Annotated in this window: 15 protein-coding genes; 7 read left to right on the forward strand and 8 right to left on the reverse strand. The window is 62.1% G+C overall.

From position 1 onward, the window contains the following. Positions 1-192: 192 nt before the first annotated feature. On the forward strand, positions 193-1,662 hold the full coding sequence (locus J1C56_RS18475) for a serine hydrolase (RefSeq protein ID WP_214391526.1): 1,470 nt from the start codon (positions 193-195) through the stop codon (positions 1,660-1,662). A 73-nt stretch (positions 1,663-1,735) separates the two neighbouring features. On the opposite strand, the gene J1C56_RS18480 is transcribed toward J1C56_RS18475, so the two are convergent. Next, entirely contained in the window at positions 1,736-2,437 is a 702-nt protein-coding gene (locus tag J1C56_RS18480) for a DUF1013 domain-containing protein (RefSeq protein ID WP_214391527.1), read from the reverse strand. 445 nt (positions 2,438-2,882) lie between these two features. Between J1C56_RS18480 and J1C56_RS18485 the strand changes: the two genes are divergently transcribed. Continuing rightward, positions 2,883-5,747: an autotransporter outer membrane beta-barrel domain-containing protein gene (locus tag J1C56_RS18485; protein WP_214391528.1), complete on the forward strand. Its 2,865-nt coding sequence runs from the start codon at positions 2,883-2,885 to the stop codon at positions 5,745-5,747. A gap of 83 nt (positions 5,748-5,830) precedes the next feature. On the opposite strand, the gene J1C56_RS18490 is transcribed toward J1C56_RS18485, so the two are convergent. The 5 genes from J1C56_RS18490 to J1C56_RS18510 all read right to left on the reverse strand — a co-directional run bounded on the left by J1C56_RS18490 (position 5,831) and on the right by J1C56_RS18510 (position 12,852). Next, positions 5,831-6,319 (reverse strand): GlcG/HbpS family heme-binding protein, encoded by a 489-nt coding sequence (locus J1C56_RS18490; protein WP_214391529.1) that lies wholly within the window; start codon positions 6,317-6,319, stop codon positions 5,831-5,833. A 171-nt stretch (positions 6,320-6,490) separates the two neighbouring features. Continuing rightward, entirely contained in the window at positions 6,491-7,084 is a 594-nt protein-coding gene (locus J1C56_RS18495; protein ID WP_214391530.1) for a response regulator transcription factor, read from the reverse strand. After that, complete coding sequence (locus tag J1C56_RS18500) at positions 7,081-8,745, reverse strand: sensor histidine kinase (RefSeq protein ID WP_214391531.1); 1,665 nt, start codon at positions 8,743-8,745, stop codon at positions 7,081-7,083. The genes J1C56_RS18495 and J1C56_RS18500 overlap by 4 nt, the downstream gene beginning before the upstream one ends. A 1,577-nt stretch (positions 8,746-10,322) precedes the next feature. Continuing rightward, positions 10,323-11,141: an ATP-binding domain-containing protein gene (locus J1C56_RS18505; protein ID WP_214391532.1), complete on the reverse strand. Its 819-nt coding sequence runs from the start codon at positions 11,139-11,141 to the stop codon at positions 10,323-10,325. A gap of 331 nt (positions 11,142-11,472) precedes the next feature. Then, complete coding sequence (locus J1C56_RS18510; protein WP_214391533.1) at positions 11,473-12,852, reverse strand: serine/threonine-protein kinase; 1,380 nt, start codon at positions 12,850-12,852, stop codon at positions 11,473-11,475. Between the two features lie 408 nt (positions 12,853-13,260). Here J1C56_RS18510 and J1C56_RS18515 point away from each other — a divergent pair, with 408 nt between their 5' ends. After that, complete coding sequence (locus J1C56_RS18515; protein ID WP_214391534.1) at positions 13,261-13,422, forward strand: hypothetical protein; 162 nt, start codon at positions 13,261-13,263, stop codon at positions 13,420-13,422. Positions 13,423-13,700: 278 nt separating this feature from the next. On the opposite strand, the gene J1C56_RS18520 is transcribed toward J1C56_RS18515, so the two are convergent. Continuing rightward, entirely contained in the window at positions 13,701-14,705 is a 1,005-nt protein-coding gene (locus J1C56_RS18520) for an NAD(P)H-quinone oxidoreductase (protein ID WP_214391535.1), read from the reverse strand. Positions 14,706-14,835: 130 nt separating this feature from the next. On the opposite strand from J1C56_RS18520, the gene J1C56_RS18525 reads away from it, so the two are divergent. The 3 genes from J1C56_RS18525 to J1C56_RS18535 all read left to right on the forward strand — a co-directional run bounded on the left by J1C56_RS18525 (position 14,836) and on the right by J1C56_RS18535 (position 16,698). Then, positions 14,836-15,030: a DUF1192 domain-containing protein gene (locus tag J1C56_RS18525; RefSeq protein ID WP_214391536.1), complete on the forward strand. Its 195-nt coding sequence runs from the start codon at positions 14,836-14,838 to the stop codon at positions 15,028-15,030. Between the two features lie 78 nt (positions 15,031-15,108). Next, entirely contained in the window at positions 15,109-16,350 is a 1,242-nt protein-coding gene (locus J1C56_RS18530) for an MFS transporter (RefSeq protein WP_214391537.1), read from the forward strand. An 84-nt stretch (positions 16,351-16,434) separates the two neighbouring features. Continuing rightward, positions 16,435-16,698, forward strand: coding sequence for an ArsR/SmtB family transcription factor (locus tag J1C56_RS18535; RefSeq protein ID WP_214391538.1), 264 nt, complete (start codon positions 16,435-16,437; stop codon positions 16,696-16,698). Between the two features lie 253 nt (positions 16,699-16,951). Here J1C56_RS18535 and J1C56_RS18540 read toward each other — a convergent pair whose 3' ends face one another. Further along, positions 16,952-17,134, reverse strand: a complete 183-nt coding sequence (locus J1C56_RS18540) for a YdcH family protein (protein ID WP_184772614.1) — start codon at positions 17,132-17,134, stop codon at positions 16,952-16,954. 238 nt (positions 17,135-17,372) lie between these two features. On the opposite strand from J1C56_RS18540, the gene J1C56_RS18545 reads away from it, so the two are divergent. Beyond that, the gene (locus J1C56_RS18545; RefSeq protein ID WP_214391539.1) at positions 17,373-17,576 is read left to right on the forward strand and encodes a YdcH family protein; all 204 of its coding nucleotides are present in this window, start codon (positions 17,373-17,375) and stop codon (positions 17,574-17,576) included. Positions 17,577-17,618: the final 42 nt, after the last annotated feature.

Consider the following 17,618-nt stretch of genomic DNA (forward strand, 5'->3'; position numbering starts at 1 on the left):
CATAGGCTCCGGCGCGCTGCGGCAACTCAGGCCTCGTCTGCGCACGCGACTGACTTCTTCAACGGCCGCCTGCTAACCCGAGCCAATCCCGACAGCCGCAATGCTCTTGCAATCTGTCGGGGTCAGACAGTGCGGTTTGAATCTGCAAGTCAGGCATCGCGCCGGAAAACGCGCCCGGAGACGGCATCGCCAATGAAACTCTTCAGGACACCCTCGGCCTTTTCAGGTGCGCTGACCGCCGCCGCCGCGATCTTCACCGTTGCTGCCTTCGCCGGCGGCCTACTCTATCTCGACCGCAAGATGGGCAGGCCCATCGTCGTGACAACCACCTCCAGTGTTTCGACTGGCCAGCTTCCTGACGAAGCGGACATCCGCCGCATCCTCGTCGACAGGATCGACGTTCAAAGGCAAAGCGTAGGCATCGTTGTCGGCACCATCGGCCCGAACGGGCGCAAAATCATTGCGCATGGCAGCTTCGGGGGGCTCGATCCGCGTCCGGTCGACGGCGACACCATCTTCGAGATCGGCTCGGTGACCAAGGTGTTCACCGGCCTGCTGCTCGCCGACATGGCCGCGCGCGGCGAGGTCGCCCTGGCCGACCCAGTAGCCAAGTACCTGCCGATGAATGTCGCCGTGCCCGAGCGCGGCGGCAAGGCGATCACCTTGGCCGACCTCGCAACCAATACGTCCGGCCTGCCGCGCATGCCCGACAATTTCGAGCCAACCGACGAGACCAATCCTTATGCCGACTACACGATCGACGAGATGTATGCCTTCGTGTCGGGCTACAAGCTGCCGCGCGACATCGGCACCGAATATGAATATTCCAATCTCGGCTCGGCTCTGCTGGGACAGGCCCTCGCTGGCCGCGCCGGTAAGGATTATGCAGCACTGGTTCAAGAGCGCATCGCCGGCCCACTGGCCATGCGCAGCACAACGATCGAACTGACACCGCCTCTCAACAAGCGCATGGCCACCGGCCACAACGAGGTGCTGGAAATCGTGCCCAACTGGGACCTGCCCGCCTTTGCCGCCGCCGGCGCCTTGCGCTCGAGCGCCAACGACCTGCTCGAGTTACTCCAGGTGACGCTCAACAAGGACAGGACGCCGCTGGCCACCGCACTTGCCGGCACGCTGGCGACGCGGCGCGCGATCGGCGAACAGGAAACCTCGGCAGCGCTCGGCTGGGTCGTCACCAAAAGCAGCAATGGCGAGATCGCCTGGCAGGATGGCGGCACCGGAGGCTACAGCGCCTTCATCGGGTTCCATCCTAGTCTCAGAACCGCTGTCGTTGTCCTGTCCAATGCCAACACGGGCGTCAGCGATATCGGCCTGCACCTGCTCAATCGCGACATCCCGCTGACAAGGGTCAAGCCGCGGCACAGCGAAGTTTCGGTCGATCCCAGGCTGTTCGACACTTATGTCGGCCGCTACCAGCTCGCGCCCGACGTGATCCTCACCATCATGCGCGAGGACGACGTGCTGTTCGCCCAGTTCCCCGGCCAGCCCAGGCTGCGCCTGTTCGCCGAAGGCGAACACCGCTTCTTCTACAAGGAGGTCGAGGCTGCCATCACCTTCGCGGCGCCCGCAGCCGACCGGTCGCCCAGCCTCGTCCTGCACCGCTTCGGCCGCGACATGGCGGCACCACGCCTGTCGGACTGACCATCTCTCGTAACGGCCCACAAACGAAAAAGGCCCCGCATTGCGGGGCCTTTTGCTGATCCGGGGAAAATCCTCAGAACTTGTCGTCTTCGTCCTCGTCGGGCGTCTTCGAGCGCAGCGCCGAGAGCTTGGCGAACACGGCGTTGGCGTCGAGTTCCCTGTCTTCGTCCTTGGGCGCGGCCTGCTCGGGCGTCAGGCGCTCGGTCAGCGAGGCCGGCAGCAGCGTATCGCCGGTCGGTGCCGGGGCTTCGCGGCCGCGCGAGGCGCGCTGCACTTCGATGTCGAGGTCGATCTGCGAGCACAGGCCAAGTGCGACCGGGTCGAGCGGCGACAGCGTCGCCATGTTCCAGTGCTTGCGCTCGCGGATCTGCTCGATCGTCGCCTTGGTCGTGCCGACGAGGCGCGAAATCTGCGCGTCCTTCAGTTCCGGATGGTTCTTGACCAGCCAGTAGATGGCGTTCGGGCGATCCTGGCGCTTGGACAGCGGCGTGTAGCGCGGCCCCTTGCGCTTGGCCTCCGGCACGCGGACCTTGGGGTCCGACAGCTTCAGGCGGTGATTGAGGTCGCCCTCGCCCTTGGCGATCTCGGCGCGCGTCAGCTGGCCGGTCATGATCGGGTCCATGCCCTTGATGCCCTGGGCCGATTCGCCGTCGGCGATCGCCTTCACCTCGAGCGGGTGCAGCGAGCAGAACTGCGCGATCTGGTCGAACGACAGCCCGGTATTGTCGACCAGCCAGACAGCGGTCGCCTTGGGCATAAGCAGCGTATTGGCCATGCGATATATCCTCTTCGCTCGCCCGCGTCCCTCACGCGGGCGGTGGATCAAGACCACCAGAAAATGGGAAATTCGGCCCGTATATAGACGCATTCGCCCGTCACCGCAACGATTTTGGAACCGCCCCAAAGCGGCCTTCTGAGCCACATTGCGGATATGGCCTGCCCCGGGGCAAAGTCGCAATTGCCGCCGGCCGATCTGGGTAGCGATCAAGTGTAAAAACCAGCCTTGAGCCGGTTGATCTATCAGCAAAAGCTTATTACTCAATGGAAAGGGGCAATCCAAGTTTTCTCTAAGCTATCCCGTCTGAAGTCAGCTCTTGCGATACGCTGGCAGCGTCATCCTTGGGCGGGATTACTGGTGGCATATTTGAACACTCCATTCGAGCGCTAGCCTGCTTCGGATGGAATAGCATTTTTGAGACGGTGATTTTTTGGGGGGTAGCATGACAACTGACCACAACGCGGCCATGCGCGGATTGTTGCGCGCTGTTGCAATAGCCAGCATGGCCAGCACCGTCTTGTGCAGCCTTGCCGCCGCTGCTCATGCACAGACCTGGGAAGGGGATCAAAGCAGCGATTGGTTCAACGGCGACAACTGGTCGGGCGGCAGCACGCCCGCCGGAACAGCCGTCATCGTCAACCAGCCGGGCGCGCCCAATGCACCAAGCATTGGCACCCCCGGCGCAAGCACAAGCACCATCTTCATCGGCGGCGTCGCCGGCGCCTCGCTCAACATCGTCAATGGCGGCAGCCTGGCTTCGACATCGGCGATTGTCGGCAACTCGTCGGCCAACGGCGCACCACCAGCCAGCAGCCAGATAGGCGAAGCGACGGTTACGGGCGGCAACTCCACCTGGACGACCGGCGACCTCAATGTCGGCTTCTACGGATCGGGGACATTGAGTATCGCGGCTGGCGGTAGTGTTGAAGCTGCGCACGCGTCGGTGGCCACCCAGGCGGGCAGCGGCGGCCTGGTCAACGTGACCGGCACGAACTCGTCGCTGAGCACCGGCAACAGCGGATTTATTGTCGGCGACGGCGGCGAAGGCACATTCAATCTCAGCCTGGGCGCAACTGCGAGCAGCTACTCCGCAAGCCTGGGCCAGCAGGCGAGCGGCCACGGCATCGCCAACATTTCGGGGGCCGATACGCTATGGCAGATCACCAACGCCAACCTGGTCCTTGGCCAGGCAGGCGACGGTGAATTGCATATCTCCAGTGGAGCCGAAGTCGAAGCGGCCGCGCGCACCTGGCTCGGCAGCGCAGTCGGCTCCTTGGGCACGCTGACCATCGATGGCGCGGGCTCTGCCCTCACCTCGACCGTCGACATCAGGATAGGCGTCAAATCGGCTGGTTCGGCCAGCATCACGGCAGGCGGCAAACTGCAAAGCGCAATTGTGATCGTCGGGGCCGACGCAACCGGCGTCGGCGACCTGATCGTCTCCGGCCCGGGCTCCCGCGTCGTGTCGGGCTCATATGTCATGCTGGGCTGGAATGGTGCTGGTACCGCCACGGCCAGCCACGGCGGCACGATCTCGACGGGAGCTGCCGGCATCCAGATCGGCTTCGCCGGCGGCTCCACCGGCACGCTCAACATCGGCGCGGCCGAGGGCGACGCGGCGGTCGCTGCGGGCGCCATCGATGCACCGCAAGTCGTTTTCGGACCGGGCAGCGGCACGCTCGTCTTCAATCATACCGACGATGCCCATGATTTTGCCGCGGCCATTTCAGGCAACGGCGCAATCAGGCATCTGAGCGGAACAAGCCGCCTGCTTGGCGACAGCTCAAGCTTCAGCGGAACGACGGACGTTGTGGGCGGGACCTTGTGGATCGGCGATGGCCTCGGCGGCGCGCTCGACGTCTTTTCGACCGCCAGGCTTGAAGGCAGCGGCGACCTCGGCGATGTCACGATCCGCTCCGGCGCAACCGTCGCGCCCGATGGAACCTTCAACGTGGCCGGCGATTTCGCCTTTCAGGCAGCCTCGCTCTACGAGGTCGGCATTGGCGGCGCGGCCAGCCGCATCGCCGCCGGCACCGCCTCCATCGACGCGACGTCTTCGGTCCATGTCATCGCCAATGGCACGGATGCGCTGCTAGACGAGTATCTGATCCTGTCGACAACCGGAGCACTGACAGGTGCCTTCAGCGGCGTCACCGACGACTTTGCCTTCCTCGACAGTGCGCTCGACTACAGGAACGCTACAGAGGTCTGGCTCACCTTGGAGTTCAACGGTGCCGCGTTCGGCACCGTTGCCATCACCGACAACCAGCATGCCGTGGCCGGCGCGCTCGACAATCTGCCGGCCGGCAATGCGATGGTCGGCGGCCTGCTTGGCCTTTCCGCCGGCGGGGCGCGCGACGCGCTCGACCAGCTGTCGGGCGACATCCACCCCTCGCTGATGAACGCCGGCATCATATCAGCGACACTGGCACAGGATGCCGTGCACAACCGCATCCGCCAGACCTTCGACACAGCAGCCAGCAAGCCATCGCGTGCGTTCTGGGTCGAAGGCGTGGGAAATATCTCGGAATTATCAGGCGTGGACGACACGGATGGCTTCAAGGTCAAGACCGCGGCACTGTTCGGCGGCCTCGACGGCGAAGTCGCCTACGGCATTCGCCTTGGTGCCATGGCCGGCTATTCCAGGAGCAGCATCTCTCGGGATGGGCGGGCTGCCACCGCTACTGCCGACACCTTGCATGCCGGCGTCTACGCCGCTGCCGAGCTTGGTGCGCTTCGCCTGCAGCTCGGCGCCATACAAGCGTGGCACGATCTGTCGACCGAACGCCGCGTTGCCTTCAGCGGCTTCTCCGACAGTCTCGCCGCCGGCTACGACGCAACAGCCACCCTCGTCCACGGTGACGTCGGCTACCGCCTCGGCCTCGGCGCGTCCTATGTCGAGCCGTTTGCCGGCATCGCCTATGTCAGGACAGGCAGCGACGGATTTGCCGAGACCGGCGGCGCCGCGGCACTGACCGGGGCAGCCGGCGACCAGGATGCGACCATCTCCACCCTCGGCATAAGGGCGAGCGCCGAACTGCCGGCCGGGGCGCGATCCGTCATGCTCCAGGGCATGCTCGGGTGGCGTCACACCGAAAGCGACGCGCCGCTGTCGCGCCTCGCCCTTGCCGGCACGGCGCCGTTTTCCGTCGTCGGCGACAGCCTGGCGTCGGACGCCTTCGTCTACGATGCCGGCCTGAGCTTTGCCGTCAGGGACAATGCCCGCATCGATGTCAGCTACGCCGGTGCCGTCGGCGACGGCACGGCAGCGCACCAGTTGCGCGGCAGCTTCGCCATGGGCTTCTGACCAGCACGCCCGAAACGAAAAAGCCCCGCCTCCTGGTCCAGGAAGCGGGGCTTCGTTCTTGCCGGCACTGTTGCCGGGCAGGCTTACTTCAGCTTGTCGGCAGCCTTTTCGATGGCCGCGACGGCGCAAGCCTCGTCGAAATTGCCGCCCGGCGCGCCGCCGACGCCGATGGCGCCGATGACAGCATCGCCAGCCTTGATCGGCACACCACCTGCCAGCACCAGGAAGCCGTCAATGTCGACGAGGCCGGCAGCGCCCGGGTTCTTGGCAACGTTCTCGGCCATCTTGCCGGTCGGGGTGCGCGACGAGGCCGAGGTGAAGGCCTTGTCCTGGGCGGCCGAAACCGTGTGCGTGCCGGCATTGTCGGCGCGGACCAGGGCGCGCAGCACGCCGGCGCGGTCAACCACGGCGGCGGTGACGTTGTACTTGTCGGCGGCGCAGGCGGCGACCGCGTTCTGGGCGATCTCGACGGCGAGGCTCGACGAGATGTTCTTCTCGGTCAGCACCTGTGCGGAAGCAGCGCCGGAAATGGCGACGGTGGCAGCGGCGGCGAGGAAAATGCTCTTGATCATGACTGGGTTCCTGTCCTGATGTTGCTTGGGAGAAAGCGTCTTGCTTGTCCGAGGCAACAACTACCCAATCCACCGCCGCGGCAGAATCCGCGATGCCACCACCCGCCCTAGGTAGTGCTACCGAGTGGTCCGGGCATGATCCCGAAAAGTGGCATCCGGTTTTCGGCAAGATCATGCCCCACTAAGAAGAGCCAGCCGCACGAACTCGGCCACCGAGCTGGTGCCGAGCTTCTCGGCGATCTTCGCCCGATGCGCGTCGATGGTGCGCACCGACACGTCGAGCGCTTGCGCCACCTCCTTGCTCGCCCAGCCTTGCGCCACCATGTCAAGCACCTCGCGCTCGCGCTCGGTCAGCCTGGCCAGCAACGCCCGCGCCTCGTGCTTTTCCAGCCGCCCATCGAGGCTTGCAAAACCCTGCTGCAGCGCCTCGACCAGCACCTCGCCATCGACCGGCTTGGTCAAGAAATCCTGGATGCCTGCCTTGAAGGCCCGCCGGCAGGCGGCGACGTCGCCATGGCCGGTGATCATCACGGTCGGCCAGTCGATGCCGCGCTCACTGAGCTTCTGGTAAAGCTGCAGCCCCGACACCTCGGGCATGCGCAGGTCGACCACCAGCACGCCGGGCTTGCCCTCGTCGACATGCGCCAGGAACGTCTGCGGGTCGCCGAAGGTCTCGACCGTAATGCCATAGGTGCCGAGCAGGAACGCCAGCGCCTCGCGCACCGCCTCGTCGTCGTCGATCAGATAGACCTGGTACCTGCTCATGCCTTGACCCTCGGCAAAGTAATCACGAACCGCGCACCGCCGCCGGCAGCGTTGCCGGCCTCGATCCGCCCGTCGACCCGCTCCACCAGCGTCTGGCACAAGGACAGCCCCAGGCCCATGCCGTCGGCCTTGGTGGTGAAGAACGGCACGAACAGTTTTGGCAGCACGTCCGCCGCGATACCCGGCCCGTTGTCCGCCACCACGACCTGTACCTCCGCGCCCACGATCTTCGTCGCGATGGAAATCCGCGCGTCCAAAATCCCCGCCCCTTCCAGCGCATCGGCCGCATTGCGGATCAGGTTGTGCAGCACCTGCTCCATCTCGATTGCGTCGACCACCGCCTCTGGCGCCTCCGCCGAAAGGTCGAGCTCCAGCTTGATCCCGCGCCGCTCAAGATCGGCTGCCGTCAGCGCCACGATCTCGCTGACGATCCCGTTGAGTGCGCTCGGCTTTGGCTCCGGCGCCTTGTTGGAGGCATAGTCGCGCATCCGCTTCAGCATCTCGCCGGCGCGCTTGGCCTCGCGCACATTGACGTCGAGCGCCTGCGTTATCAGCCCGAGATCGAGTTTTTGGGCGCCGGCAAGCCTGAGCGCTGCCTGGCTGCGGCTCAGCACCGCCGTCAGCGGCTGCGTCAGCTCATGCGCGATACCAGATGCCAGCTCGCCCATGGCGTTGACGCGCGAGGCATGCGCCAGCAGCGTTTCCCGCTCCTGCAAAAGCGCCCGCGCCTCCGCGGCCCGCGCCACTTGTTGCGATTGTTGCGCCGCCGCCCGCTGCCTGAGCGCAAACATCAGCGCAAACGACGCCAGCCCGGCTAGGACGGCAAACCCAAGCACCGACCGCAGCGGCAAAAGTTCGTCAAGCGGCAAGGCCCGGTCGAGCGAAAGCAGGATCTTCTGCCCCTCGCCGTCGATCACCTTTTCGAAATGCGGCGCGGTCACAAACGAGACGCCCGCGCCGGAAGCTCCAGGCAGGTCGAGCAGCTCCTGCCCGTCGAGCGTGAGCCTCAGATGCGCCCAGGCCGGCCGCTCCTCCGGCTCAAGCAGAAGCGCAGCGTCGATGCCGAACACCAAGGCCGCATCGGAAGGTGCGGGCGCCCGCTTGGCCAGCAGATACCGCCCGTTCCGGCTCGCATGCACACCGATCTTGCCGCGCAGTTGTTCGCCGATCGCCCCGCGCAGCGGCGCAAGATCCTCGCCCCCGCCCTCCGGCACCTCGACCAGCATCCTGACCCCGCCGGGCGCGGCCGCAGCGCCAGTCGCCGCGCCACTTGCCTCAGCCGCCGCGCCGGCTGCGCCAGCCTCCGCCGCCGAACCAACGTCAGCTGCCCCCGCCCTATCTGCGCCTGCATCCGCCCCGGTGACCGCTCCCGCGCCCGCCACCCCGGTTGCAGGTCCCGCACCGCCCTCGCCCCCATCGAGCGAAACCAGCGCGATCCAGGCGATGCGCGGATAAAACCTTGTGATGCTCTCCATCACCTGCCGCACGGCGCCCAAGGGCGCGGGCTCCGCCCCGCTGGTCAGCGCGATCAGGCTGGTCATATGCGCATCATGCTGCGCCGCCCGCTGCGAAATCAGCCGGTGCAATGTCCGCCCCGTCACCTCCAGCTCCCCCGCCAGCCGCGCCTTGGACGCCTCCACCGAATAGAGCGCGAACGCCAAAAGCGCTGCGAGCCAGAGCGCGATGCCGAAGAGCAAAGATTTTGTCAGGTTATTTGTCACGCACCTTGCCCGAAACCCGCCTACGGGCAATTCAGGGAAAAGCATTTGTTGCTCTTCGTCCTCCCGATTTGCACTGAAAACGGGACCTAGCATTGTCGCTCACGGACCGCTTACTTTTCCTTTCTTCCCCCGGCTCGATTTCCCTTGAGACGATTCGAATAGGCTACGTTGTCGAGGGAACTGACGATCCCTTGGTGTCTCAGGCACAGGGTCCAAAGCTTGAAGCGCTTCGAAAAGTGCCTCTCGAAGACGAGGTAGATTCACATTGAGCGACCTCTCGCGAGAGGCTTCAACTTTCACGGTCGACGAACTACGGAATTTCGACGAAACCAAGGGTAGAAGCTCAACATCTATGACAGAGGATACCCTTGTTCGAATCGAATCTAGAGATCGCGAAGCTCCAAGCAGCTCGTATTCAGCAAGCGAGATATCGCATGTCGGGGACGCGAATATAGCAGTCGGCTCGAAAACCTCACGCGCAACACGTCTGCCCAGGCACCTCCCATTTACTAGGCCGTCGAACCCCGAGCGCCAGCATGCGAATAGAGCGAACCAAAGCAATGAGCCAGGAAGCGTGTCGCGGACACTATCCAACACTCCAATGTAATCAAAAGAACCATTAGCCAAACGAGCGGCAAGTAAGCCTACCCAAGCTTCAGCCAACGGCCTAGGAACCGAGGAGCGCAGCAACGCCTGAGCAGTGCGGTCTAAAACGACCAGTTGCTCCTCCCGCGGAAGCTCGAATTGTCGGTCTGCTGAACCCGCGAAAGGAAGAGTACTTTCAAGCTGATTCCAAGCAAAGCTTCCTTTCAGAGGTTTATCGAAGCGAGCAGTCTGAATCAAATCCTCAAGGGCGTCCGTCCAGGTACCGGACCTGTTGCGTGAATTGGGCCCGTCGCTCAACAAACTGGATGAAACAATCATCCAAAACATACTCGATGAGTCGGGGTCTAAGCGTAGAGGTGCGTCGGCAGTCAATTGCCGCGCGCGTGCCCAAGCTTCTGAGAGTTCCGGTAGATCCGCTGGATGTAGACCAGACGCGAGCCCTCTAAGAGCGGCGTAGGAGAAGGTTGCCTGGCACGCTTGTATGGAGATATTTGCTATCGAACGCGGGGCCTGTGGCGTCTGCACGACAGCTTCAGCAATTGCGATCCCCGACATAGCGGTCAGCAACGACTCCGGGAGTAGGGGTGCACGAGCTTCAAACAAGCTGAACCTAGCAGCGTCAGCCGTGGTTAGAATTCTGAAAAACGCCGTGAAAGGAGAATAGCTAGATATGTATGTCGTTGTCCAAGCTAGGAAGTCTTGCAATTCTTCCTCAGCGACGAGGATAATGGGGCCTGGAACACTTGTCGGACCGCTAGCTGGGCCTTGCCAAATCAGACCAATCTTCCCCTTGGAAACAGATGTACCAATGTTGTCGAGCGAAGCGAGCGGCAGGCCCCTTGGCTCGGCATCTTCAGCGATCCAGTCCAGGAACGACCGCCGGTCCAGCACTATAAGCGTCTGCATGTCAATCAACCGCTAAACAGGGATTTCAAGTCGATGGAAGCAGGCGGTGGCGCGAGTGCCGCCTCGCCATTCTGTAACGGCCCGATCAGTGCGCCGCATCGATAAATAGTTAGACTGGTCTTAGCACGAGTGACCGCAGTGTACGCTAAACGCGTGCGCCCGGTCCGAAATTTGCCAATCCCCTCCATAGCTAGAAGGTGCAGGGCACGAAACTCAAGTCCTTTCGCACCATGTATGGTTCCAACCAAAATTCGTCTTTCCGGATCAAGAGCTGAATAGCCTGTGGTTGAGAGCTGCAATTGTATGTCCGAGCGCAAATGGGTCCCAGACAACAGGTCCCAAACCTCTTTGACGTCTTCGATCCGAGGACAGAGCACGCCAAGCATTCCCGTAGGATATGCCCGCAGCTGCCCTTGAAGTGATGCGACAGCCTTTATAACCTGATCTGGAAGGGAGTCTGGGTCAGTGAATAGAACCTGCGAAGGGGCATCTGCCTCTTTATATTGGGCCGTTGCTTCCAATCCATCTTTTGACCCGACCAGATTAGTGATCCCGTCTGCGACGCGGCAAATCTTGATACCATTCCTATAATGGTAGGTAAGAACACTAACGCTCGGACAAATTTTCTTAAGTTTATCTATTGCACCATTCTGTTTGTAAATTCGCTGCCTATTATCCCCTGCCGCAAATATCCTTTTGGAGAACCTAGCAATTATGTCTATCTCATCTACAGAATAATCTTGGCACTCATCCAATAAAATTGCATCCAATCTGTGATCGTCAACTTGATGATCATCAAGATCGCGCAGCTTCTGGAGAATCAAGTCCTTTTGATCGTCGTATTTTCCACGAATGCGAAAATCGACACCGCAGCTATCTAGCACACTAGACGACCATCCAACAAATGTATCAATCCGGAAATCTTTGTAGTTGCGCTGCCACTTGCCAAAAACTCTCGCAGCACACGTCCAACAGTTAGCAATTGAAAATTGTTAATTCCGTTAGCCTGCAGATAAGATGCCCTGAGGAGTAAAAGATTCGTCTTCCCGCTGCCGGGAGGCCCTATTACCAGATGATTCCCCGCCAACGGTAGCGAAACCACATCTCGCTGCTCAGTATCAAGATGCTCTGGCCTAGTCCACCACGTCGCTTCCATTACCCTTCCTTGCTCCCCTCAACTTCGGATCTAATGGACATCTGCTGAGCAAGGTCCACACTTGTCAAAACATAAAGAGCAATAGCATCTTCAATAGCTTTTTGATCAATTACTCCAGTATAGATTCTAACGATTTCGGACGGCTGCCAATTAGCCTCTTCTCGACAGGTAGACGACCCGCCGTCCAACGCCACTATTCGGCTTTTCTCATCAAGCACCTCGGCCAGCAGGCAAACAGACAGCCCATCTGGAAGACCGACCTCAGCCAACGGCTCAAAGTCCGCACGAACCCCGCCTTGCGGTTCAGCGATGGCGTAGACGATCCGCCTGGGAAGTGGAGGGTCGTCGTGACCAATACCTCGCAAAGTATCTCGCGAAATGCCAAGCACACCATGTAGCATTTGGCTCTCGCCAGAAGGCACAGATGTCTCGTACCGATTGGACTCGGACTGTCGAGTTTGCGCAGCAGCCACTCGCTGCCGTATTCGCTCCTGAAGCTCTAGCGCCCTGTCGTGCCTTTGCGCCGGCCGCCTAAAATTATCCCAGCTTACCATTTGCAATCGAGCTTCAGGGGACTTCACAAGGCAATTCTGCGCGAGCGTCACCAGATACGGCGGAACCTCAGTTGACAGTAAGCCAGGAACCTCATTTTGAACCGCCTGAGCCAGGCGCGCGGGAACCCCAATATGCGCACCAAAGAGCGGTCGCTTCATGATCAAATCATGTACCACACCACCTATTTGGTAGAACGTCACTGCGCGCCAGCCCTCGGGCGTATCCTCCTCCTGTCGCAATGCAAACTCTGGAGATGCATATTGGTTCGTGCCGACAAATAGAGGCGTACCTCCATGATCGGTAAGTCCAGTCTCCCCCACGGGGCGGAGAACCCCAAAATCTAACAACACAAGGCGACTTAGATTATCCGCAACAACTATATTTGCAGGCTTGATATCGCGATGCACAAGGCCACGAGTCTCAAGATATTCTGCAGCGGAGGCGAGCTGCTCAACAAGGTCGGGAAGCGCAGTAGAGGGAATTTCCATTAACGCCTTGGATAGATTTGGTCCATCCAAAAGCTCCATCACCAAGTAGTGATTACCAGTTTTTGGTTCAACACCGGAACCAAACATCTTGACAATATTCGGATGGTCGTGACCGACTAGCCATTTTTCGCGATCCATCCGCTCTAGAAGCGCAGCATCGCCAAATTTAGTAATAAGTTCGGTATCGAACACTTTTACCGCAGCTTGTTCTGAGCCCTTTTTGGCATGAAAAACGGCTGCAGATTTCCCATTGTCAATGAAATCAACTATTTCCCACCCATCGACGCCGCTGCTCCGAAGCGTCTCCAGCATACCTTTTGCTTTTGCAGAATCCATTTTCTCCCCCCTTATCTACCACTACCGCTCGCCCTACATGATCACAAGATTTGGAAGGCACCCGGCGTTGCAATTTTTCGACCATTCAAACGCCTGATTCAAAAAAAGGGAGATGTTTAGCAGATTTCGGACAGAGCACAGCCTCTGCATCACTGGTGAAACACTAAGCCACACCACATGCCCATACTTCGAGGGCTTTCAGCGATCTCGAATGGCCATTTGCAATTGCTTGCCCGCGCCCGAAAACCCGCGCGGGCCGCCAACCGGAGACATCGCCATGTCGAGGAAACGCAAGCAAGAGATCGAGATCATCGACCCGCCGCTGCCGGGCTACCTGCCCTATGCCATGCACAACGCGCTGGTGCTCGCCGTCAGCATCGCCGCCACCATGGAAGGCCCGCACCACAAATGCCGGCGCGCCGCGAATGCCGCAATTTCGGCCGCTGCCGCGCCTCGCCAATCGAATTCGGCCGCGCCGGCTTCTGCCCGGCGCCGCTCGGTCGCGACGCCGACCGCCGCATCGAGGGCATGCTGTTGTTCACCATGCAACTCGCCCATGGCTGGCGGTGAGGACTCGGGGACGTGGACCCTCGCCCGCCCTGGGGACAGAGGTGCCACCTCAGGATTTCCTCGCCCCTCTGGGGTCCGAAGGACGGGCGAGACCCGTGGCTCGCCCCGGCATGGTACCGAGCGCAGCGAGGCGAAGAGGGGAAACGCCGGAGAACCGAGCTCAGCGCCGGCGACCTCCCTCCCCCTTGTGGGGAGGGATAAAGGGTGGGGGTACCCTTGGAAGCGCGAGGCCAAACACCCCCACCCCGGCCCTCCCCACAAGGGGGAGGGAGAAGGCCTCACCCCACATCCAGCACGATCTTGCCGATATGTTCGCCCTCTTCCATGCGCTCATGCGCCCGCCAGGCTTCCTTGAGCGGGAAGATCATGTCCATGACAGGCGCGATGCGGCGGGTGGCGAGCAGCGGCCACACCTGGGCTTCAAGCGCTGCGGCGATACCCGCCTTGAACTCGGTGGTGCGCGGCCTCAGCGTCGAGCCGGTATGGGTCAGCCGCTTGACCATCAGCTTTGAGAAATCAGCACTCGCCACCGCCCCGCCCTGCGTCGCGATCTGCACGATGCGGCCGTCGACGGCGGCGGCATGGTAGTTGCGGCCGACATAGTCGCCGCCGACCATGTCGAGGATGACATTGGCGCCCTTGCCGTCGGTGGCGTCCTTGACCGCCGCAACGAAATCCTCGGTCTTGTAGTTGATCGCCCGGTCGGCCCCGAGCTTGAGACAGGCGGCGCACTTGTCCTCGGAGCCTGCGGTGACAATCACATAGGCCCCGAAGGCCGAGGCAAGCTGGATCGCCGTCGTGCCGATGCCCGACGAGCCGCCATGCACCAGAAGCGTCTCCCCCGCCTTGAGCGCGCCGCGCTCGAACACATTGTGCCAGACGGTGAAGAAGGTTTCGGGCACGGCGGCTGCTTCGGTGAAGGTGAAGCCGGCCGGCAGCGGCAGCGCGTTGGTTTCGTGCACCTTGGCGTATTCGGCATAGCCGCCCCCCGGCGTCAGCGCACAGACAGCATCGCCGATACGGAAGCGGCTGGAACCCTCGCCGAGTGCCGCCACCTCGCCCGACACTTCGAGCCCGGGCAGGTCGGAGGCGCCGGGCGGCGCGGGATACGCGCCCTTGCGCTGCTGCACGTCGGGCCGGTTGACCCCGGCCGCATGCACCCGGATCAGGATCTCGCCGGCGCCAAGTTCCGGCAGGTCGCGCTTTTCCGCCTTGAGCACGCGCGGCCCGCCCGGCTGCGAGATCGCCACCGCAAGCATCTTTTCGGGAAGTCTGGTGGCCATGTCTTTTCGGTCTCCGCTGGTCCGGTGTGCCCCGGACTTTACATGTCCCGGACTTTACATGTGTTTGACCGCACTATGTATTCTGATTGGCAAATCAGGCAAACGCCTGTCCGAGATGGAGGAGAGCCAGATGGCGCTGTTCGACGACGAGCCGGTCAAGAAGAAACCCGTCCACGAGATCGGCCAAGACCTGTCGCTGCTTTCGGTCGGCGAGCTCGACGAGCGCATCGCAGCGCTGCGCGCCGAGATCGTGCGGCTCGAGGCCGAGCTCACCGCCAAGGGCTCGACCAAATCGGCCGCCGAAGCGCTGTTCAAGCGCGGCTGATCACGCGCCGCCACCGATATGCCCCAAACGGGTTATCATCAGGTGCCAGTGCCTAATTGATTCGTGGTGGGACACCAGATGCTCGCAACCTACCGGCCGATCCTGTCGTTGCTCCGCGGCACCGCGTTCCTTCTCGCTGCCTCCGGCCTGCATGGCCTTCTGCTCCCCCTGCGCGGCCAGGAAGAGGGCTTTTCCACCACAGCACTTGGCCTGATGGGCACCGCCTGGGCCGGCGGTTTTGTCGCCGGTTGTTATTTCGCCCCGCGTGTCGTCCGCCGTGCCGGCCATGTCCGCGCCTTCGGCACCTTCGCCGCATCGGCTGCGATCATCGCCCTGCTCACCGGCCTGATCGTCAACGAATATGTCTGGATCCTGCTGCGCGCCTTCACCGGCTTTGCCATGGCCGGCGCCTTCATGGTCATCGAGAGCTGGCTCAACGAGCGTGCCACCAACGAGAACCGCGGCACCGTCTTCGGCCTCTACATGATGGTCACCTACGCCTCGATCATGGCCGGCCAGATGATGGTCGCCGGCGGCGACGTCACCAGCTCATCGCTGTTCATGGTGACGGGCATATTGTTCTGCCTGTCGCTGATCCCGACCGCGGTTTCGAGTGCCGCCCACCCCAAGCCGCTGCAGGATGTCTCGCTCGACATCAAGGGGCTCTATGCCAATTCGCCCGTCGCCTCCGTCGCCTGCTTCCTCATCGGCGTCGCCAACGGCGACTGGGGCACGCTGGGCGCGGTCTATGGCGCGCGCGTTGGCATCTCGACGCCCGAAATCGCGCTGATGATGAGCCTGGTGGTGGTCGCGGGTGCCGCGCTGCAGATCCCGGTCGGCAAGATCTCCGACCGCACCGACCGCCGCTACGTGCTGATCGGCGCCTCGCTCGCTTCGGCGGTCGCTGCCGTACTGATCTTCCTGGTGGCGCCGCGCTCCGGCGTCTTCGTCATCGCCATGACCGCCTGCTACGGCGCCTTTGCCTACACGCTCTATTCGTTGGCGGTGGCGCACGCCAACGACCACGCCAAGCCGGAGGATTTCGTCAAGGTTTCAGGCGGGCTTTTGCTGCTCTACGGCTTCGGCACCATGGTCGGGCCGCTGCTTGGCGCGGGCCTCATGGATTACATGCGGCCGGAGGCGTTGTTCCTGGCGACCGCCGCCGCGCATTTCACGCTTGCGGGCTACACCGCGCTGCGCATCAAGCGTCGCGCACCGGTGCCGATCGAGGACCGCGAAGCCTTCAAGACCCAGCCGGCCGACCGCAGCGCGACACCGGAATCGCTGCGCCTCGACCCCAGGCACGAGGACGCAGGCTGACAGGCGACGCGGTGCGACGACGCGCCGGCACCCCAATTGCGACCGCTAGTTGAGATTCCGCTGATGTTGCGGCACAAATGGGCCATGACAACTGACGCGCCCTTCCTCGCCATATCGGATGCCAACCGGCGCCATCTACTGGAAGAATTGCGGCGCGGCCCAAAAACCGTCAGCGAACTTGCCGCCGGCCTGCCGGTTTCACGCCCCGCAGTGTCGCAGCATCTCAAGGTGCTGCTCGATGCCGGCCTTGTCAGCGCCCGCGCCGAAGGCACCCGCCGCGTCTATGCTGTCAGCATCTCAGGCTTCCGCAAACTCAACATCTGGCTGGACCAGTTCTGGGACGCTTGAAGGCAGCGGAAAGCGCCGGACGCGCCTGGCACCACGTTACGGCGGGCCAATAACGGCATGGGTGACGACGTTCACGTCGATGCCAATACGATCATGGCAACACCCACAGCTGCCCTGCACGAAGCGTCTGGCTCTGGGCTATCTGCTGAATTGATCGATAAACAACACCCTGTCCCGGCGGCGATGTTGTTTCGCCGCCGGCTGCCGGACCCTTGCCGAAAATCAGGGCCTTGTCGGAGACCTCCTGGCCAGCCTAGTGCTGGGTCGGGTCGTCGCCTCTCAGTTTTTCAATCTCGTCCTTGAGAGCCAGCTTGCGACGCTTCAGCGCTACGATTTGCAGGTCGTCCATGGATGGATGATTCATTGCTTCGCCGAGCTGACGCTCGACGTCGCCATGTTTGCGCTGAAGCTCTTCAAGATGGGAAGCAAGAGACATGATTGGTTCTCCCTTTCATGGTTTCCTCGATGCCCCGGGCACAGCCCTGCCCACCGCAGACAGTGCTCTGTGACGGAACCATGACAGTCTGCCACCCTCGGTCGGCGATGTCGAATAAAGTGTGGTAGCATTTCCTGACAGCGTGAAATGTGATAAGGGCTTCGCGCCGGTGACAAGGAGTCGCCGACCCCGCCTTAGGAGCGCCCCGGGTGCGCCAGTGAGTTTGCAGACGGTAGACATGTCGGAACAGGAACAGGCCGAGATTCGTCTCGAGTTTGCACGCTTGAAGCAGGACCATGCTGATTTTGATGCCGCGATCAACGCGATGATCGCGATGGGCTGCGATACGTTGCAGATCCAGCGGATGAAGAAAAAGAAGCTGGTGCTCAAGGACAAGATCACCCAGATCGAAGACCGGATCATCCCCGACATCATCGCCTGAGATTCCGCCATTTTTGGCCGGCCTTTGGTTGCGATGGCAGCG

It is taken from the genome of Aminobacter anthyllidis (genome assembly GCF_018555685.1).
GTDB classification, from domain to species: domain Bacteria; phylum Pseudomonadota; class Alphaproteobacteria; order Rhizobiales; family Rhizobiaceae; genus Aminobacter; species Aminobacter anthyllidis.

Excerpts from the sequence above, each read along its gene's own strand:
- J1C56_RS18490 (WP_214391529.1), bottom strand. The coding sequence starts at position 6,319 with ATGATCAAGAGCATTTTCCTCGCCGCCGCTGCCACCGTCGCCATTTCC.
- J1C56_RS18510 (WP_214391533.1), bottom strand. The coding sequence starts at position 12,852 with ATGGATTCTGCAAAAGCAAAAGGTATGCTGGAGACGCTTCGGAGCAGC.
- J1C56_RS18495 (WP_214391530.1), bottom strand. The coding sequence starts at position 7,084 with ATGAGCAGGTACCAGGTCTATCTGATCGACGACGACGAGGCGGTGCGC.
- J1C56_RS18475 (WP_214391526.1), top strand. The coding sequence starts at position 193 with ATGAAACTCTTCAGGACACCCTCGGCCTTTTCAGGTGCGCTGACCGCC.
- J1C56_RS18480 (WP_214391527.1), bottom strand. The coding sequence starts at position 2,437 with ATGGCCAATACGCTGCTTATGCCCAAGGCGACCGCTGTCTGGCTGGTC.
- J1C56_RS18540 (WP_184772614.1), bottom strand. The coding sequence starts at position 17,134 with ATGTCTCTTGCTTCCCATCTTGAAGAGCTTCAGCGCAAACATGGCGAC.
- J1C56_RS18530 (WP_214391537.1), top strand. The coding sequence starts at position 15,109 with ATGCTCGCAACCTACCGGCCGATCCTGTCGTTGCTCCGCGGCACCGCG.
- J1C56_RS18515 (WP_214391534.1), top strand. The coding sequence starts at position 13,261 with ATGCCGGCGCGCCGCGAATGCCGCAATTTCGGCCGCTGCCGCGCCTCG.
- J1C56_RS18525 (WP_214391536.1), top strand. The coding sequence starts at position 14,836 with ATGGCGCTGTTCGACGACGAGCCGGTCAAGAAGAAACCCGTCCACGAG.
- J1C56_RS18545 (WP_214391539.1), top strand. The coding sequence starts at position 17,373 with ATGTCGGAACAGGAACAGGCCGAGATTCGTCTCGAGTTTGCACGCTTG.
- J1C56_RS18485 (WP_214391528.1), top strand. The coding sequence starts at position 2,883 with ATGACAACTGACCACAACGCGGCCATGCGCGGATTGTTGCGCGCTGTT.
- J1C56_RS18535 (WP_214391538.1), top strand. The coding sequence starts at position 16,435 with ATGACAACTGACGCGCCCTTCCTCGCCATATCGGATGCCAACCGGCGC.
- J1C56_RS18520 (WP_214391535.1), bottom strand. The coding sequence starts at position 14,705 with ATGGCCACCAGACTTCCCGAAAAGATGCTTGCGGTGGCGATCTCGCAG.